The following is a 16,048-nucleotide window of genomic DNA, read 5'->3' on the forward strand; positions in this document are numbered from 1 at the left end:
GCAAGCGCAAAGCTGGCCAGGTTTTGCGGGTTCTTTCCAGGCCATCCGCAGGATGCTTCTGCATCTCGCGGGACCGTGGCAAGCGTCACGTTTGCGTCACGCGATGCGGAAACACCAGGGCAAAGCATGTATGCCCCTTGGACGATGTGGCGGTGACGCTTCCTCCGTGGGCTTCGGCGATGGCACGGGTGATGGCCAGGCCCAGCCCGCTGCCCTCGGAATCGGGATGCGCCCTGGCGGGATCGGCCCGATAGAAGCGGTCGAACAGCCGCGGCAGCATCTTGGGGTCGATCTCGGAGCCCGTGTTTTCCACGGACACCACCGTGGAATCCGCGGTGTCCGTGATGCGGACCGTGATGGTCCCGCCTTCAGGCGTGTGGCGCAGTGCGTTGGACAGCAGATTGCTGGCGGCGCGGCGAAACATCAGGCGGTCGCCCTCCATGGCGCCATCGCCCTCCAGCCGCAACCGGATGCGCTTTTCCTCCGCGACGGCTTCATAGAACTCCAGCAAGGCCAGGGCGTCCTGGCGGGCCGAAAACCGCTCCTGGTGCGGAAGATCCACACCGCGCTCGGTCTTGGCCAGGAAGAGCATGTCGGCCACCATGCGTGCCAGGCGCTGGAACTCCTCGGCATTGGAGGCCAGGATGTCCCGGTAGGTCGCCGCGTCGCGCTTGGTGGCCAGGGCGACCTGGGTTTGCGTCAGCAAGTTGCTGATGGGGGTGCGCAGCTCATGCGCCAGGTCCGACGAGAAATCGGTCAGGCGCTGGAAATCCTCTTGCAGCCGATCCAGCATGCGGTTGAGTTCTTGCGCCAAATCGGCCATCTCTACGGGAACGGCTTCTACTGGCATGCGCTCGCCCAGCTTCTGGCTGGTGACCGCGGCCGCGCGGGACCGCATCTCGCGCAGCGGGGCCAGCCCCTGGCGCGCAGCGAGCCAGGACAAGAAAGCGCACAGGACGATGGCGGCGGCCACATAGAGGGCCAGATCGCGCCGCAGGTCCTGTAGAAACTGCGCATGATGATCCGTATCGGTCGCAATCAGAACGCGCAATGTCGCCTGTGAATAGGCGGGCGTGGCCTCGAAACGCAAGGTGTGATAGATGCTGCTGCCGCGCTTCCAGGTGCTGAACGGCTCAACCTCCATCTTGGGCGCTGCCCGTGCGCTTTGCGCATCCGCAGGGAATCCTTTTGAATGGAAGAGAAGCTCTCCCTGCGCATTCGTGATCTGGGCATAGAGGCCATGGTGGTAGCCCAAGGCCTCGTCCAGGCGCCTGCGTGCATCCTGCGCTGAAGGGGCATTGCGCAGGATATCCTCGATCAAATGCTGCTTGTCCCGCAGCGCGATTTGATCGAGCGTCACGAAATGCCGCCCGGTGGCGACCAGGAACAAGATGCCCAGGCCGAGCACGACCGCAGCGGCCACCACGGTGAAAAAGAGCGTCAGGCGCTGCGTCAGCGGGAGCCTGCCCCAACGGGCGTGCGACAGCACTCAGGGCTCCTCGGGCAGATCCAGCACATAGCCCATGCCGCGCACGGTCTGGATCAGCTTGACGGGATGGCCTTCATCGATCTTCACGCGCAGGCGGCGCATGGCCACCTCGATGACGTTGGTGTCGCTGTCGAAGTTCATGTCCCATACCTGTGATGCGATGAGCGAACGCGGCAGCACCTCGCCATGGCGGCGCATCAGCAGCTCCAGCAGGCCGAACTCCTTGGCCGTCAGGTCCACGCGCCGGCCATTGCGGGACACCCGGCGGCGCAGCAGATCGAGCTCCAGATCGGCCACGCGCAGCGTGGTGCCTTCGCTGCCGGCATGGCCGCGGCGCAGGATGATGCGCACCCTGGCCAGCAGCTCGGCAAACGAAAACGGCTTGACGAGATAGTCGTCGGCCCCCAGCTCCAGGCCCTTGACCCGGTCCTCCACCTGGTCGCGGGCGGTCAGGAACAGCACCGGCATTTCCAGGCCCCGGTCACGCAAGGATTGCAGCACCTGCCAGCCGTTCAGGCCCGGCAGCATGACATCCAGGATCACCAGGTCGTACTGGCCATGGATGGCCATGTGCAGTCCATCGGCACCATCGGGCACCAGGTCTGAGCCGTAGCCCGCCTCGCTCAATCCCTGGCGCAGGTAGGCCCCGGTCTTGGGCTCATCCTCGACGATCAATATCCTCACGCGCGCGCTCCTTCGGTGTGCTGGTATGAGAGTGTGCCGAGCTTGAAGCCGTCTGGCATGGAGATAACAAAAATGTAATTTTCAGAACACCTGGATGACAGGATGGGTATTCCAGAATCCCTCCATCGTGAGATTTGAGATTCATCGAGAGGAGCCCATGGCCGTTTCTCACCAACCGCCAGCGTTGAGGGCGTTCATGCCTTGGACATTGGCGTTGCTTGCCGGAGCCACCTTCGCGCAAACCCCTGGGAATGCCGAGGCATCCAGGGCCGCTTTGCCGACGCAGTTGCAGTACTCGTCGGCCATGAGCGACTACCAAGCCTACAAGGATCAGCCGGTGCAGTCCTGGCGGCAGGTCAATGACCGCGTGGGCGCGATCGGTGGCTGGCGCGCCTATGCGAAGGAGGTCCAGACAGGCGTGCCCGCGTCCGCCCAGGATGCGGCTCCTGCGAAGGATCCGCACACCGGACATCACGGCGGAGGCAAGCCATGATGCGTTTGCGTGCCACACATGCCAGGCTGGCGTTGTCTGCACTCGGCCTCGCGGTGCTGACGGGCTGCGCCAGCGTCAGCCTGGACCAGAACATCGCTCGTGTGAATGACGAAGCGGGCAGCTTCACGGAGGGCAAGCTCGCATTGGCGCGGACCCAAGATGAGCGCAACCAGCGTGCACAGGTGGCCCAGAGTCTGCTGGCCCAGCCTCTGGGGCAGAAGGAGGCGGTACAGCTGGCGCTGGTGAACAGCCCGTCCCTGCAGGCGCTGCTGGCGCAAGGTTGGGCGGACTCTGCCAGCGCCGCACAAGCGGGCCGGATCGCCAACCCTATTTTCAGTTTTGAGCGCATGACGGCCGGCCCCGAACTGGAACTGGCTCGCGCGCTTTCCTTTGGCTTGTGGGATTTGCTGACACTGCCGTCGCGGTACGGTGTCGCCAACCGGCTGATGGAGCAATCCCAGCTGCGTTTGAGCAGCGATGTCGTGGATCAGGTCACGCTGGTGCGCCAGGCGTGGGTGCGTGCCGTCGTCGCACAGCAATCGCTCCAGTATGCCCAGCAGGTCTATGCCAGCGCGGAGGCGGGAGCGGAGCTGGCCAAGCGCATGCAAGCCGCGGGAAACTTCAACCGCATCACCCGCGCGCGCGAGCAAGCCTTCTACGCCGACGCAGCCACCCGGCTGAGCATGGCCCAGCACCAAGTCACCTCCAGCCGGGAAGAGCTGGTGCGTTTGCTCGGGCTGGATGAAGGACAGGCGCAGGCGCTCAAGCTGCCCGATCGCTTGCCCGATCTGCCCAGGCAGCCACTGGATCCGCAGCAAGTTGGCGCACAGGCCACCCGAGCGCGCCTGGACATACGCCTGGCGCACTCTGCGATGGACGCGGCCGCCAAGGCACAGGGCTTGAACAGCGTGACCAGTTTCACGGATATCGAGCTCACCGGGCGGCGCAACACGACTTTCGACAGCGCCGAAGGCACCCGCTCCACCGCGCGGGGCTGGGAAATCGCGGTGCGCCTGCCCATCTTTGATTGGGGGGGAATGCAGCGCGCGGCGATGAACGCCCGCACCCTGGCGGCGGCGAACCGGCTCGAAGCCACGGTGCGCTCCGCGGGTTCCAGCCTGCGTGAAAGCTATTCCGCCTACCGCACCGCCTATGACGTGGCGCGCCACTACCGCGATGAAGTCGTGCCGCTGCGCAAGGTGATCTCGGAAGAGAACCAGCTGCGCTACAACGGCATGCTGATCAGCACGTTTGAGCTGCTGGCCGATGCGCGCGATCAGGTCGGCGCCGTTGTCGCCGCCATGGACGCGCAGCAGCAGTTCTGGCTGGCCGATGCCGCCTTGCAGGCATCCGTGATCGGACGCCCCACCAGCACCCGCTTGTCCGCCACATCCAGCGCGCCCACCGGCGGCGATGCCGGCCATTGATACAAAGACGATTGCAATGACATCCAGAAGAGACTTTTTCAAGTTCGCCGGTATTGCCGGCGGGGCCGTGGCTGCCAGTTCGGTCAGCCGCGTGGCCATGGGGGCCTTGCCTGAACCGGTGATCCAGTCCAGCCCGGACACCATGGCGCCGCTCGTGCCCCATTCTGGTCGACCGTACAACCCCGTGGTGACGCTCAACGGCTGGACCCTGCCGTGGCGCATGAACCAGGGCGTCAAGGAATTTCACCTGGTGGCCGAGCCCGTGGTGCGTGAAATGGCGCCCGGCATGAAAGCCCACCTGTGGGGCTACAACGGCCAGAGCCCCGGACCCACGATCGAGGTGGTGGAGGGTGACCGTGTGCGCATCTTCGTCACCAACAAGCTTCCCGAGCACACCAGCATCCACTGGCACGGCCAGCGCCTGCCCAATGGCATGGATGGTGTTGCCGGCTTGAACCAACCCGCCATCCAGCCGGGTGAAACCTTTGTCTATGAGTTCGTAGCGCGCCGGCCCGGCACCTTCATGTACCACCCGCATGCGGACGAGATGGTGCAGATGGCCATGGGCATGATGGGTTTCTGGGTCACGCACCCGAAAGCCAGGCATCCCCTGATCGACGAGGTGCAGCGGGATTTCTGCTTCCTGCTCAGCGCCTACGACATCGAGCCCGGGGCCGCGACGCCCAAGGTCGCGGAAATGACGAACTTCAATATGTGGACATGGAACAGCCGCATCTTCCCGGGTATCGATTCCTTGAATGTCCGCCTCCATGACAAGGTGCGCATCCGCATCGGCAATCTCACCATGACCAATCATCCGATGCATGTGCATGGCCACGAGTTCGTTGTCACGGGCACCGATGGCGGCCCCACGCCCAAGAGCACGCGCTGGCCCGAGGTGACCACCGACGTGGCGGTGGGCCAGATGCGCCAGATCGAGTTCGTGGCCGACGAGGAGGGCGATTGGGCCTTCCACTGCCACAAGAGCCATCACACCATGAACGCCATGGGGCACAACATTCCCACACTCATCGGCGTGGACCACAGCGGCCTGGCCAGGAAGATCAACAACCTCATCCCGGACTACATGGTCATGGGCGAACGTGGCATGTCGGACATGGCCGAGATGGAAATGCCCATTCCGGACAACACCATCCCCATGATGACGGGCCAGGGGCCGTTCGGCTCGGTGGAAATGGGCGGCATGTTCAGCGTGCTCAAGGTGCGCCGCGGTCAGAAGCCCGGCGACTACAAAGACCCTGGATGGTTCAAGCACCCCGAAGGCACCGTGGCGCGCAAGTACACCGGTCCCTTGGCCGAGCCGGCGCGCTTCGGTGCCGAAGGTGGGCAGTCCATGCCACGTGTTCGCAAGCCTGCCGCGCCGGCCGAAGTGAATGTACGCAAGCCGGCATCGCACGGCGGGCATTGAGTTTTCCCTGTCATTCTTGAACTGGAGTTCATCCATGAAATTCACCCGATCCACCGTTTCTCAAGGCATCGCCGTGGTGGCGCTTGCCGCATCGGGGGCCGCGTTCGCCAGCGGCAGCCATGCGGGCGGCCATGGCCATGATGGGGAGGAAACGGCCATCGGCAAGCCCGGCGTGGCCGCCAAGGCCAGCCGCACGATCACGGTCGAGATGCGCGACAACATGCGCTACTCGCCGTCGAACATCCGGGTCAAACAGGGCGAGACCGTGCGGTTCATCGTCAAAAACCTGGGACAGATCAAGCATGAAGTCAGCCTGGGCACCGAGAAGGAACTGCTGGAGCACCTGGAGCAGATGAAGAAATTCCCCGACATGGAACACGACGAACCCAGCAAGGTCACGTTGCAGCCCGGCAAGCAGGGCGAGATCGTGTGGCAGTTCACCAGGGCCGGCACCGTGAACTTTGCCTGCCTGATGCCGGGCCACTACGAAGCGGGCATGAAGGGCGCCATCCAGGTGGGCCGCAAGTGATGGCCTGAAACCAGCGTACCAGCCCATAGATCCATCCATTCATCGAGAGGACACCATGAACACCATCCAAAACATTCTTGCCATCTCCGCTCTTGCCATGGGCATGGCCATGCCCGTCAGCAGTTTTGCGCAAGCGATGATGGATCACGGCAAGATGGCCATGCCCCACGCATCGGACGCCATGACCGACGGCGAGGTCAAGAAGATCGACGTGGACAACGGCAAGGTCACCCTCAAGCATGGGGAGATCAAGAACCTGGACATGCCCGGCATGACCATGGTCTTCACCGTCCGCGACAAGGGCCAGCTTGCCAAGCTCAAGGCCGGCGACAAGGTGCAGTTCGTGGCCGTCCAGGAGGGCGGGAAGATGGTCGTCACCGACATCCAGCCCGCGCGCTGAGTAAAGAAGCAAGCACACCGTGCCGCCGGTCGCGGCAACCTGAGTCAACTCTCACCGCAGGAAGGAAGCATCATGATTCACATTCGCCACTCACTGATCGGCCTCTGCATCGCCGCCACCTCCGCAGGCGTATTGGCACAAGGCACCGACGAGCACAAGGCTCACCACCCGGCGGACGCTGCCGCCCCTGCGGCAACTGCGGCGCCGGCGCCCACCGCGGTACAGCCATCACCGGGCCGGGCCATGGGCTCGGGCGACATGGCCGGCATGGACCGGCAAATGCAGGCCATGCAGGCCATGCACGAGAAGATGGTTGCCGCCAAGACGCCCCAGGAGCGCCAGGCACTGATGGCCGAACACATGAAGACCATGCAGGACGGCATGCGCATGATGGAGTCCATGCGTGGGCAAATGCCCGCGGGCAACCCATCCGCCGGCATGGCAGGCATGCAGGGTGACCCAAAGATGATGGAAAAGCGCATGTCCATGATGGAGTCGATGATGCAGATGATGATGGATCGAATGGCCACACCACAAACCTCGGCGCCCGGCACCCAGTGAGGAGCGCGCCATGGCCCACGACCATGCATCCCACGCGCAGAGCGCACAGAGCGAGCAGCCCGGCGGGTTCTGGCGCTCGCGCTATGCCCTCGGCCTGCTCGTGTTCGGCGCCGTCGCCGGCTACTTTCTATGGACCGAGCACCGCGCCCACCTGGCGCAATGGTGGCCCTATGCCCTCTTGCTGGCCTGCCCGCTGATGCATGTCTTCATGCACAAGGGCCATGGTGGCCACGGCGGGCACGGTGGTGGTTCCGGGGTGTCCGAACAGGGCACGGGACAAGATTCCAAGAGGAGCTGAGGCCATGGAGCACGCTGAACCGTCGTATGGCCTGTGGACGCTGGTGGTGCTCAACGTGGCGATCTTCGCCATGTTCGCCTTCAGTTTCTTCAAGCCGGCCAGCGCGCGCGATTGGCGCAGTTTCGGGGCGTTCACGGCCTTCATCGTGGCGCTGTTCGTGGAGATGTACGGTTTCCCGCTGACCCTCTATTTCCTGTCGGGCTGGCTGGGGCAGAGGTTCCCTGGCGTGGATCTGCTGAACCACAACGCCGGCCACCTGCTGGAGCTGCTGTTCGGCTGGGGCGGGGATCCGCACCTGGGGCCTTTTCATATTCTTAGCTACCTGTTCATTGGCGGGGGCTTCTGGCTGCTGGCCGCGGCCTGGCCCGTGCTCTATGAGGCCCAGCGGCAGGGGCGGCTGGCGCACACCGGCGTTTACGCCCGGCTGCGGCATCCGCAGTACATCGCTTTTGTCCTGATCATGTTCGGGTTCCTCCTGCAGTGGCCGACACTGCTGACGCTGCTGATGTTCCCGGTGCTGGTGGCCATGTATGCCCGCCTGGCGCACAACGAGGAGCGGGAAAGCGCAAGCCGCTTCGGACAGGCCTGGACAGAGTATGCGCAGCAGGTGCCACGCTTCATTCCGCGCTGGGGCACAGGGACGCCGCAGTGAGGAATACATCGGATAACAAGAACATGACCATGGAATCGGGGAGGCTGCGATGAACTTGAAACCGCCTGCCTTGTGGGTGGCAGGATTGCTGGTCGCGCTGTTGGTCGCCGGGGCGGGTTACCTTTCCCTGCGCGCCACCGGCCGGCCAGCGGCGGTGGCACAGCACAGCCTGCGTCCCGATGATCCCCAGGTGCTGCGCGTTGGCGCCAGCATCTACACGCAGCAATGCGCCACTTGCCATGGTGCCAAGGGCGAGGGCCAGGCCGACTGGCGGGAGCGCGGAGCCGATGGCCTGTTGCCGGCGCCGCCCCACGATCCCAGCGGCCACACCTGGCACCATCCCGACGAGCAGCTGTTCGCCATCACCCAGCAGGGCCTGGCCCAGCTGATCAATCAACCCGACTACCGCACGGCCATGCCCATCTACGGTGGCATGCTGAGCGACGAGGAGATTGTGGCCGTGCTGTCCTGGATCAAGGCGCAGTGGCCGCCCGAGATCCGGCAGCGCCATGATGAGATCAATGCACAGTACCGCAAGTCTTTGTCTCGATAGTCCACCGGGCGCGGGACGGTGCGGGCCGGATGCGTTCACCAGGAAATCGGCTGGACTTTTCCATGATGGCAAGGCCAAGCATCGAGTCAACTCAAAAAAGGCATGGGTATGAATCATCACCCGCATCACCAAGACCACGCTGGCGGCGAAGGGGTTCCGGCGGGAACCATCTATACCTGCCCCATGCACCCGGAGGTGCGCCAAGACCAGCCGGGGCGTTGTCCCCAATGCCAGATGCACCTGGTGCCCGAGGACGAGGTGCACGTGGGCCACCATCATTCGCATGGGCGTGGCGGAGGCGGGGGCCCGCCATTGCCAGAGCCCATTGCCGAGCCGGTAGCGGCGGTGCCCGCCGGCACCATCTACACCTGCCCCATGCATCCTGAAGTGCAGCAGGATCACCCCGGCAACTGCCCCAAGTGCGGCATGACGCTGGAGCCCATCATTCCGCTGGATGCGCAAGACAACCACGAGCTCCAGGATTTCCAGCGCCGCTTCTGGTGGACGCTGCCGCTCACGGTGCTCGTCACGGTGCTGGCCATGTTCGGCCATCGTCTGGGTTGGTTCGACATGGCGAGGCAGAGCTGGATCGAGTTGGCGCTGTCGCTGCCCGTGGTGCTGTGGACCGGCGGGCCGTTCTTCGTGCGCGGCTGGCAGTCCGTTGTGCAGCGCAGCCCCAGCATGTGGACTCTGATCGCCCTGGGCACCGGGGCGGCCTTTGTCTACAGTGTCGTTGCCACGCTGGCACCGCAGGTGTTCCCCGCCACGTTCGTGGCCATGGGCCGCGTGGCCGTGTACTTCGAGGCCGCCGTGGTCATCATTTCGCTGACCACGCTGGGGCAAATCCTGGAGCTGAAGGCACGCTCGCAGACCTCGGCCGCACTCAAGTCGCTGCTGGGCCTGGCGCCCAAGACCGCGCGGCGCATCAACGCCGATGGCAGCGAGGAGGACGTGCCGCTGGCCCACGTGCATGTTGGCGACCTGCTGCGCGTGCGCCCCGGCGAGAAGGTGCCCGTCGATGGTGTGGTGACCGAGGGGCACAGCGCAGTCGATGAATCCATGCTGACGGGCGAACCCCTGCCCGTGACCAAGCGTGCGGGCGACGCGCTGATCGGCGCCACGCTCAATACCAGCGGCGCGCTGGTGATGCGCTCCGAGAAGGTTGGTGCGGCCACCATGCTGGCGCAAATCGTGCAGATGGTGGCCACCGCCCAGCGCTCCAAGGCACCCATGCAGCGCATGGCCGACGTGGTGGCGGGCAAGTTCGTCGTGGTGGTCGTGGCGATCGCCGTCGCCACGTTCTTCGTCTGGGGTCTGTTCGGCCCCGAGCCCCGTTGGGTGTTTGGCCTGATCAACGCGGTGGCGGTGCTGATCATCGCCTGCCCCTGTGCGCTGGGGCTGGCCACACCCATGTCGGTGATGGTTGCCACGGGGCGCGCAGCGACCCAAGGTGTGCTGTTCCGGGATGCGGGCGCCATCGAAAAAATGCGCGAGGTGGACACGCTGATTGTGGACAAGACCGGCACGCTCACGGAAGGCAAGCCCGCCTTCGACACCGCGGTCGGTGCCGCCGGCTTCACCGCAGACGAAGTGCTGCGCCTGGCAGCCAGCCTGGACCAAGGCAGCGAACATCCCTTGGCGCAGGCCATCGTCAGTGCCGCACGCGCCAAAGGGCTGGAGCTGGTCCAGCCGGTGGATTTCGAGTCAGGCAGCGGGATCGGCGTGCGCGGCCTCGTCGCTGGCAAGCACCTGGTGCTGGGAAACACCGCATTGATGGCGCAGGAGGGCGTGGCGACGGATGCGCTCAAAACCGACGCTGAGCGCCTGCGCAGTGAAGGCGCCAGCGTGATGCATCTGGCCGTGGACAGGCAACTGGCGGGCATCCTGGCCGTGACCGATCCCATCAAGGCCACCACGCTGGAAGCGATCAAGGCTTTGCACGCCAGCGGCCTGCGCATCGTGATGGCGACGGGAGACGGCCTGACCACGGCCAAGGCCGTGGGGGCCAGACTTGGCATCGACGAGGTGCATGGCGAAGTCAAGCCCGCCGACAAGCTGGCGCTGGTGGAACGGCTCCAGAACGAGGGTCGCATAGTGGCCATGGCCGGCGATGGCATCAACGATGCGCCTGCCTTGGCCAAGGCCGATGTCGGTGTGGCCATGGGCACCGGGACCGATGTGGCCATGAACAGCGGCCAGATCACGCTGGTCAAGGGCGATTTGCGGGGCATCACTGCGGCGCGTGACATCTCTACCGACACGGTACGGAACATGCGCCAGAACCTGCTGTTCGCCTTCGTTTACAACGGCATTGGGGTGCCGATTGCGGCGGGCGTGCTGTACCCGTTCACGGGGTGGTTGTTGTCCCCGCTGATCGCGGCGCTGGCCATGAGCTTGAGCTCGGTGTCGGTGATCGGAAATGCGCTGCGTCTGCGGCACGGCAAGAAATGATGCCGGAGTTCGGAGCCGTAGTGCGCCCAAGGTTTTCTGATAGAGATGTCATTTTTGAAACATCTGCGTGTCAGCCTTGGGCTCGCAAAATGCATAGCGTGCATTCGCGCAAAGTAGGCGGATGCCAAAGCGAAGTGCAATAACCTGAAATTCAGCGGCGGAGGGTTCGATGCTGCGTGAGGAACTGATGCTGAACGTGGATCGGGCCGAAGAGGCAACGCTGTTCAATGCCGACTCGCGGTATGCCTGTGGTGCGGTCGTGGTGCCTGGCATGCGCAAGATCGTGCATGCAGCGACGAAGGCCATCAACGGGGAGCACCGATGAACAGCTACGAACTACCACCGGGCGCCCCGGGCCTGGTTGCCGCGCTTGCTGTCGGTCTGGTGGTTGGCCTGGAACGCGGCTGGCACGAGCGCGAATTGCCGGAAGGAGGGCGTGTTGCAGGTTTGCGCACCTTTGCGCTGACCGGACTGCTCGGCGGTGTGCTGGGGCACCTGCAGCCAGTTTTCGGTGCCTGGCCTTTGCTGGGTGCGCTGCTCGGAATCGCCTTGCTGCTGACGGTGTCCTACGCCCGAAATGCCAAACTGACTGGCAACCTGAGCGCGACGACTCCGGTGGCGATGCTACTGACTTTGGCCCTGGGCGCCTTTGCGGCACACGGCAACATCACCCTGGCATTGTCGGCAGCGGTGGTGAGTGCTGTGTTGCTGGACCTCAAGCCGACCCTGCACGGTTGGTTGCGCTTGATCGATCACCGCGAGTTGACGGCATCGTTGCAGTTGCTGGTGTTGTCCACGGTCATCCTGCCCTACCTGCCGAACACGGGTCTGGGACCCTATGCCGCGCTCAATCCGTACCAGCTTTGGTGGGCCGTCATCCTGATTGCAGGCCTGTCGCTGACGGGGCACTTCGCCATGCGGATCACCGGTGTGCAAAGGGGCGTGCTGTGGACGGGGATTCTGGGAGGGCTGGCCTCATCCACGGCCGCCACGATGGCCTTGGCCCGCTATGCCCGTGTGCAGCCTTCGCTGGCCGGCGCGGCGGCTGCCGGGGCGTTGGCCTCATGTGGCGTCATGTTTTTTCGCATGCTCATTCTGCTGGGCGTCATCCAGCCCAAGTTGCTGCCCAGCTTCGGCAGCGCCCTGGTAGTCACTGGCGTGGTGCTGCTGAGTATTGCACTGTGGCGGTGGCGCACGCTCGACCGCACTGCAGCGGGGGAGGGCTCTGTCGGTGCGATGGCGCCATTCGACCTCGGCACTGCGCTCGGTTTTGGTGTGCTGCTCGCTGCCATGAGCGTCCTGGTGCCAGCGGCAAAGCAGTGGCTGGACACCAGCGGCCTCTATGTGTTGTCGGCGGTGTCTGGCCTGGCGGACGTAGACGCGATTTTGATCTCGCTCGCTCGGTTGCATGGTTCCGGAGGATTGTCAACGGCGACCACCGTCACGGCGATCGGCCTTGCAACCTTGGCCAACATGGTGACCAAGGCCGGTATCGCCTGGACGACGGGTGGGGCGCAGGTCGGTAAACCGGTGGTTCTCGGCTACCTGGGCGCGATGGCGTTCGGAGCGGTCGCATTGGCGTTGAGCGTGAAACTTTCGTGAGCCTCCACCGGCCATGTCGCCAGAGTTTTTGTGTTGGAACAATAGGGATCACCGCTATGGAAAAGTCATTTCATCGCTTCTCTGAACTGTTTGCCCAGCTTGGACTGCGCATGGACGCGGCAGGCATTGGGGAGTTCTTGGAGGCCCACGCTCCGCTGCCGGCCGATGTGCTGCTGGCCGATGCGCCATTCTGGACGCCCTCTCAGGCGACTCTGTTGCGTGAAGAGCTTCTGGAAGACGCGGACTGGGCAGAAGTCATTGACCGGTTGAATGCTGCCTTGCGTGCACCGAGGCGGCGGTCATGATGCCTGTGAGGAGTCGCCTGGCGCTGGGTGTGGTGTTGGTGTCTCTTGCGCTGAGCCCGATGGCTTACGCGCAGGAGGCCAAGCTGGGTTCGAGTGTCGAAGGCTTGCTGCAGGCAGCCAGGGAGCGAAACCCCGAAATCGCCAGCATGCGTTTTGATGCGGATGCGGCCGCAGAACGCATCGTGCCTGCGGGCGCCTTGCCGGACCCCAAATTCCGGACCGAATTGCGTGACATCACGCGCATGGGGGGGCAAAACCCCACCCTGTTGCCTGGGCGCGTCGGAAGCACCCGTTATCTGCTGATGCAGGACCTGCCCTGGGTGGGTAAACGCGGTTTGAAGCGTGAGGTGGCTGAGTCGCAAGCAGAAGCTGCGAGACACCGCGCTGCAGGCGCCTGGGTTGAACTGGCTGGCAAGATCAAGACGGCTTATGCCGAGCTTTATTACCTGGACCAGAACGAACGCTTGTCGCGGGAAATTCTCGACCTGATGGTACAGCTGGAAAAAGTCGCCCAGGTCCGCTACACGGGCGGGCTTGCTGCGCAACAGGATGTGATCCGTGCGCAGGTGGAGCAGTCCACCATGCGCAACGAGCTGATTGCACTGGAGGCTGAGCGCCGCCAACTCCAGGCCAGGTTGAATGCGCTCGTGGGGCGTGCGAGCTCGGAGCCTTTGGCTGCACCCGGGCAGATCCGTGCCTTGCCAGCGCTGGAGCAAGTCAGCTTCATGGCTTTGGAGGCGCGTGCCCGGATGAACAATCCGCTGCTGCGCACGGAAGAGTCCCAGATCAGGGCTGCCGAGAAGAGCCGCGAGTTGGCCTACAAGAACCGCTATCCCGACTTCAACGTTGGTATCTCCCCGATTCAGTACAGAGGCTCGGTCAAAGAGTGGGAGTTGATGGTCGAGATGAACATTCCCCTGCAGCAAGACGCGCGGCGCGCCCAGGAGCGGGAGGCCGAGGCGATGTTGGCCGCAGCGCGCTCACGCCAGGAAGTCGCTTCGAATCAAATCCTGGCAGAGCTTTACGCCGACGTGGCTGCTTTCGAGTCCGCCCGGCGTACTCTGGCGTTGACCACGGACAGCCTTTTGCCGCAATCCGAGTTGACCTTGCGCTCGGCGCTGGCCGGATACCAGACGGGCAAGGTGGATTTCGCAACCTTGCTGGACGCGCAGCGCCAGATTCGCCAAACCAAATTGAATCAGATCAAGGCCGCAGTAGACGCACAGAAGCGGCTTGCCACCATTGAAAGCATCGTCGGAGAAGAACAATGACAACCGGTTTCAAGGCAGGCGTACTCCTGTCTGTCGTCGCAGCGGGGTTGGCGGCGGGCGGTGGCTATTGGATGGGGCAGCGCCAATCCGAAGCCCACAGTGGTGACCGGACTGCGTCGCCAGGTGCTTCTGCCGTTACCGCCAAGAAGGAGCGCAAGGTACTTTTCTACCGCAATCCGATGGGGCTGCCCGACACATCTTCCACACCGAAAAAAGATCCGATGGGGATGGATTACATCCCGGTCTACGAGGGAGAGCCGGAAGAGGAAGAAACGAATGCCAACCAAATTCGCATCAGCACCGAAAAGATTCAGAAACTCGGCGTTCGCAGCGAGGCGGCAAGTCTGCGTTCTCTGGACAAGGTGGTACGTGCCACCGGCCGCATTGAACCAGACGAGCGCCAGACCTTCACCATCGCTGCCAAATTCGAGGGCTATGTCGAGCGTCTGCATGCCAATGTTACGGGGCAGGCGGTCAGCAAGGGGCAGCCACTCTTCGAGGTCTACAGCCCCGAACTGGTGTCTGCTCAGCGCGAATACACCATCGCGGCACAGGGTGTCGACGCGTTGAAGGACGCCTCCGGTGAGGCACAGCGCGGCATGCGTGAGCTGGCCGACTCCAGCCTGGCGCGGCTTCGCAACTGGGACATCTCGGACGAGCAAGTCAAGGCCTTGGCCAAATCTGGCGAATCACGCCGCACGCTGACATTCCGCTCACCGGTGGCTGGGATCATCACCGACAAGAAGGTAGTTCAAGGCATGCGTTTCATGCCGGGCGAAATGCTCTACCAGGTGGCAAACCTGTCCTCGGTCTGGGTCATCGCGGATGTTTTCGAGCAAGACATCGGCTTGGTCAAGTCGGGGGGCAAGGCCAAGGTGCAAATCAATGCCTACCCAGACAAGGTGTTCCAGGGGGCTGTCAGCTATGTGTACCCCACCTTGAAGCCTGAAACTCGAACGGTGCAGGTGCGCGTCGACCTGTCGAACACGGCTGGCCTGCTCAAGCCGGGCATGTTTGCCCATGTGGAACTTCCGACCGCCAGCAAGGGCGCTGTTTTGACAGTGCCGACTTCGGCCGTGATTGACAGCGGCACACGCCAGATCGTCCTGGTGCAGCGCAAGGAAGGCCGGTTCGAACCCCGCGACGTCAAAGTAGGCTCGCGCAGCGACGACCGCATTGAAGTCATCGAGGGTGTGCGCGAGGGGGAGCAGGTGGTCATCGCCGCCAACTTCCTGATCGACGCCGAGAGTAACCTCAAGGCAGCCGTGGGCGGCTTTGGGAGCGCCTCACATGGAGCCAAGCCGGACGCACAAGGCGCCCCAGATGCGGGTAAGCCAGCGGCCTCCGTCGGACACCAGGGGGAGGGCAAGCTGGAGGAGCTGGACACGAAGAATGGCACGGTGACCATTGCCCATGGCCCCATACCTGCCCTCAAATGGCCAGCGATGTCTATGGAGTTCAAGGTTTCCAACAGCGGGTTACTGGCGGGCATGAAGCCTGGCGCCTTGGTCGCCTTCGAGTTCGTCGAGCGCGGGCAGGGCGAATGGGTGATCACCTCCGTGAAACCCGTGGGGGGCCTGTCCGAATTTCTGTGTGTGAGGCTCATTGAACCTTCACCGATTTCGTGAAGCTGGTTGACTATCTTACGTGCTCGATTTCGTGAACCGATCTTCGTAGAGGATCGCGAATTGGTTCATCGCTGATTTCCAGTGGTTGGCCGCCCGTCCCCAGTCCTCGGTGATGTTGCGCAGTGCCAGCCAGATCAGCTTGGTGGCCGCGTCATCGCTGGGGAAGTGCCCGCGCGTCTTGATGATCTTTCGCAGCCGCGCATTCACGCTCTCAATCGCATTGGTCGTATAGATCACGCGCCGCACCTCTGGCGGGAAGGCGAAGAACGGAATGAC

General features: G+C 63.7%; 18 protein-coding genes. 15 read left to right on the forward strand and 3 right to left on the reverse strand.

The features are described 5' to 3' along the window. Positions 1 to 85: 85 nt before the first annotated feature. Entirely contained in the window at positions 86 to 1,489 is a 1,404-nt protein-coding gene (locus K225_RS0111635) for a heavy metal sensor histidine kinase (RefSeq protein ID WP_026436577.1), read from the reverse strand. Further along, positions 1,490 to 2,173: a heavy metal response regulator transcription factor gene (locus tag K225_RS0111640; RefSeq protein WP_026436578.1), complete on the reverse strand. Its 684-nt coding sequence runs from the start codon at positions 2,171 to 2,173 to the stop codon at positions 1,490 to 1,492. A 157-nt stretch (positions 2,174 to 2,330) separates the two neighbouring features. Between K225_RS0111640 and K225_RS0111645 the strand changes: the two genes are divergently transcribed. The 15 genes from K225_RS0111645 to K225_RS20740 all read left to right on the forward strand — a co-directional run bounded on the left by K225_RS0111645 (position 2,331) and on the right by K225_RS20740 (position 15,772). After that, positions 2,331 to 2,666, forward strand: coding sequence for a hypothetical protein (locus K225_RS0111645; protein ID WP_034712532.1), 336 nt, complete (start codon positions 2,331 to 2,333; stop codon positions 2,664 to 2,666). Then, positions 2,663 to 4,093: a TolC family protein gene (locus tag K225_RS0111650; protein ID WP_026436580.1), complete on the forward strand. Its 1,431-nt coding sequence runs from the start codon at positions 2,663 to 2,665 to the stop codon at positions 4,091 to 4,093. The genes K225_RS0111645 and K225_RS0111650 overlap by 4 nt, the downstream gene beginning before the upstream one ends. Before the next feature lie 16 nt (positions 4,094 to 4,109). Beyond that, positions 4,110 to 5,522: a multicopper oxidase family protein gene (locus tag K225_RS0111655; protein WP_026436581.1), complete on the forward strand. Its 1,413-nt coding sequence runs from the start codon at positions 4,110 to 4,112 to the stop codon at positions 5,520 to 5,522. Between the two features lie 34 nt (positions 5,523 to 5,556). Further along, positions 5,557 to 6,051 (forward strand): plastocyanin/azurin family copper-binding protein, encoded by a 495-nt coding sequence (locus K225_RS0111660; RefSeq protein WP_026436582.1) that lies wholly within the window; start codon positions 5,557 to 5,559, stop codon positions 6,049 to 6,051. A 55-nt stretch (positions 6,052 to 6,106) separates the two neighbouring features. Further along, complete coding sequence (locus K225_RS0111665) at positions 6,107 to 6,451, forward strand: copper-binding protein (RefSeq protein WP_026436583.1); 345 nt, start codon at positions 6,107 to 6,109, stop codon at positions 6,449 to 6,451. A gap of 72 nt (positions 6,452 to 6,523) precedes the next feature. Then, entirely contained in the window at positions 6,524 to 7,012 is a 489-nt protein-coding gene (locus tag K225_RS0111670) for a hypothetical protein (RefSeq protein WP_026436584.1), read from the forward strand. A gap of 10 nt (positions 7,013 to 7,022) precedes the next feature. Then, the gene (locus K225_RS0111675) at positions 7,023 to 7,310 is read left to right on the forward strand and encodes a DUF2933 domain-containing protein (RefSeq protein ID WP_026436585.1); all 288 of its coding nucleotides are present in this window, start codon (positions 7,023 to 7,025) and stop codon (positions 7,308 to 7,310) included. 4 nt (positions 7,311 to 7,314) lie between these two features. Further along, positions 7,315 to 7,962 (forward strand): isoprenylcysteine carboxylmethyltransferase family protein, encoded by a 648-nt coding sequence (locus K225_RS0111680; protein WP_026436586.1) that lies wholly within the window; start codon positions 7,315 to 7,317, stop codon positions 7,960 to 7,962. 49 nt (positions 7,963 to 8,011) lie between these two features. Further along, on the forward strand, positions 8,012 to 8,515 hold the full coding sequence (locus tag K225_RS0111685; RefSeq protein ID WP_026436587.1) for a cytochrome c: 504 nt from the start codon (positions 8,012 to 8,014) through the stop codon (positions 8,513 to 8,515). A gap of 108 nt (positions 8,516 to 8,623) precedes the next feature. Next, a complete protein-coding gene (locus K225_RS0111690; RefSeq protein ID WP_026436588.1) occupies positions 8,624 to 10,966 on the forward strand; it encodes a copper-translocating P-type ATPase in 2,343 nt (780 codons plus the stop codon). A gap of 169 nt (positions 10,967 to 11,135) precedes the next feature. Next, the gene (locus tag K225_RS22455) at positions 11,136 to 11,291 is read left to right on the forward strand and encodes a hypothetical protein (RefSeq protein WP_202900046.1); all 156 of its coding nucleotides are present in this window, start codon (positions 11,136 to 11,138) and stop codon (positions 11,289 to 11,291) included. Next, complete coding sequence (locus K225_RS0111700) at positions 11,288 to 12,568, forward strand: MgtC/SapB family protein (RefSeq protein WP_026436589.1); 1,281 nt, start codon at positions 11,288 to 11,290, stop codon at positions 12,566 to 12,568. Before K225_RS22455 ends, K225_RS0111700 begins: the two co-directional genes overlap by 4 nt. Positions 12,569 to 12,624: 56 nt before the next feature. After that, complete coding sequence (locus K225_RS0111705) at positions 12,625 to 12,873, forward strand: DUF2789 domain-containing protein (RefSeq protein ID WP_026436590.1); 249 nt, start codon at positions 12,625 to 12,627, stop codon at positions 12,871 to 12,873. Next, complete coding sequence (locus tag K225_RS0111710; RefSeq protein ID WP_026436591.1) at positions 12,870 to 14,144, forward strand: TolC family protein; 1,275 nt, start codon at positions 12,870 to 12,872, stop codon at positions 14,142 to 14,144. Before K225_RS0111705 ends, K225_RS0111710 begins: the two co-directional genes overlap by 4 nt. Next, positions 14,141 to 15,772 (forward strand): efflux RND transporter periplasmic adaptor subunit, encoded by a 1,632-nt coding sequence (locus K225_RS20740; RefSeq protein WP_051248893.1) that lies wholly within the window; start codon positions 14,141 to 14,143, stop codon positions 15,770 to 15,772. Before K225_RS0111710 ends, K225_RS20740 begins: the two co-directional genes overlap by 4 nt. A gap of 15 nt (positions 15,773 to 15,787) precedes the next feature. On the opposite strand, the gene K225_RS0111720 is transcribed toward K225_RS20740, so the two are convergent. Next, a partial coding sequence (locus K225_RS0111720; RefSeq protein WP_026436592.1) for a transposase occupies positions 15,788 to 16,048 on the reverse strand: 261 nt, incomplete at its 5' end.

The sequence above is a fragment of the Acidovorax sp. JHL-9 genome (assembly GCF_000426205.1).
GTDB classification, from domain to species: Bacteria; Pseudomonadota; Gammaproteobacteria; order Burkholderiales; family Burkholderiaceae_C; genus Acidovorax; species Acidovorax soli.

Bases quoted from the DNA above. Each gene is read 5' to 3' on its own strand.
- K225_RS0111680 (WP_026436586.1), top strand. From the start codon at position 7,315: ATGGAGCACGCTGAACCGTCGTATGGCCTGTGGACGCTGGTGGTGCTC.
- K225_RS22455 (WP_202900046.1), top strand. From the start codon at position 11,136: ATGCTGCGTGAGGAACTGATGCTGAACGTGGATCGGGCCGAAGAGGCA.
- K225_RS0111690 (WP_026436588.1), top strand. From the start codon at position 8,624: ATGAATCATCACCCGCATCACCAAGACCACGCTGGCGGCGAAGGGGTT.
- K225_RS0111685 (WP_026436587.1), top strand. From the start codon at position 8,012: ATGAACTTGAAACCGCCTGCCTTGTGGGTGGCAGGATTGCTGGTCGCG.
- K225_RS0111700 (WP_026436589.1), top strand. From the start codon at position 11,288: ATGAACAGCTACGAACTACCACCGGGCGCCCCGGGCCTGGTTGCCGCG.
- K225_RS20740 (WP_051248893.1), top strand. From the start codon at position 14,141: ATGACAACCGGTTTCAAGGCAGGCGTACTCCTGTCTGTCGTCGCAGCG.
- K225_RS0111705 (WP_026436590.1), top strand. From the start codon at position 12,625: ATGGAAAAGTCATTTCATCGCTTCTCTGAACTGTTTGCCCAGCTTGGA.
- K225_RS0111670 (WP_026436584.1), top strand. From the start codon at position 6,524: ATGATTCACATTCGCCACTCACTGATCGGCCTCTGCATCGCCGCCACC.
- K225_RS0111650 (WP_026436580.1), top strand. From the start codon at position 2,663: ATGATGCGTTTGCGTGCCACACATGCCAGGCTGGCGTTGTCTGCACTC.
- K225_RS0111660 (WP_026436582.1), top strand. From the start codon at position 5,557: ATGAAATTCACCCGATCCACCGTTTCTCAAGGCATCGCCGTGGTGGCG.
- K225_RS0111710 (WP_026436591.1), top strand. From the start codon at position 12,870: ATGATGCCTGTGAGGAGTCGCCTGGCGCTGGGTGTGGTGTTGGTGTCT.
- K225_RS0111675 (WP_026436585.1), top strand. From the start codon at position 7,023: ATGGCCCACGACCATGCATCCCACGCGCAGAGCGCACAGAGCGAGCAG.
- K225_RS0111665 (WP_026436583.1), top strand. From the start codon at position 6,107: ATGAACACCATCCAAAACATTCTTGCCATCTCCGCTCTTGCCATGGGC.
- K225_RS0111645 (WP_034712532.1), top strand. From the start codon at position 2,331: ATGGCCGTTTCTCACCAACCGCCAGCGTTGAGGGCGTTCATGCCTTGG.
- K225_RS0111655 (WP_026436581.1), top strand. From the start codon at position 4,110: ATGACATCCAGAAGAGACTTTTTCAAGTTCGCCGGTATTGCCGGCGGG.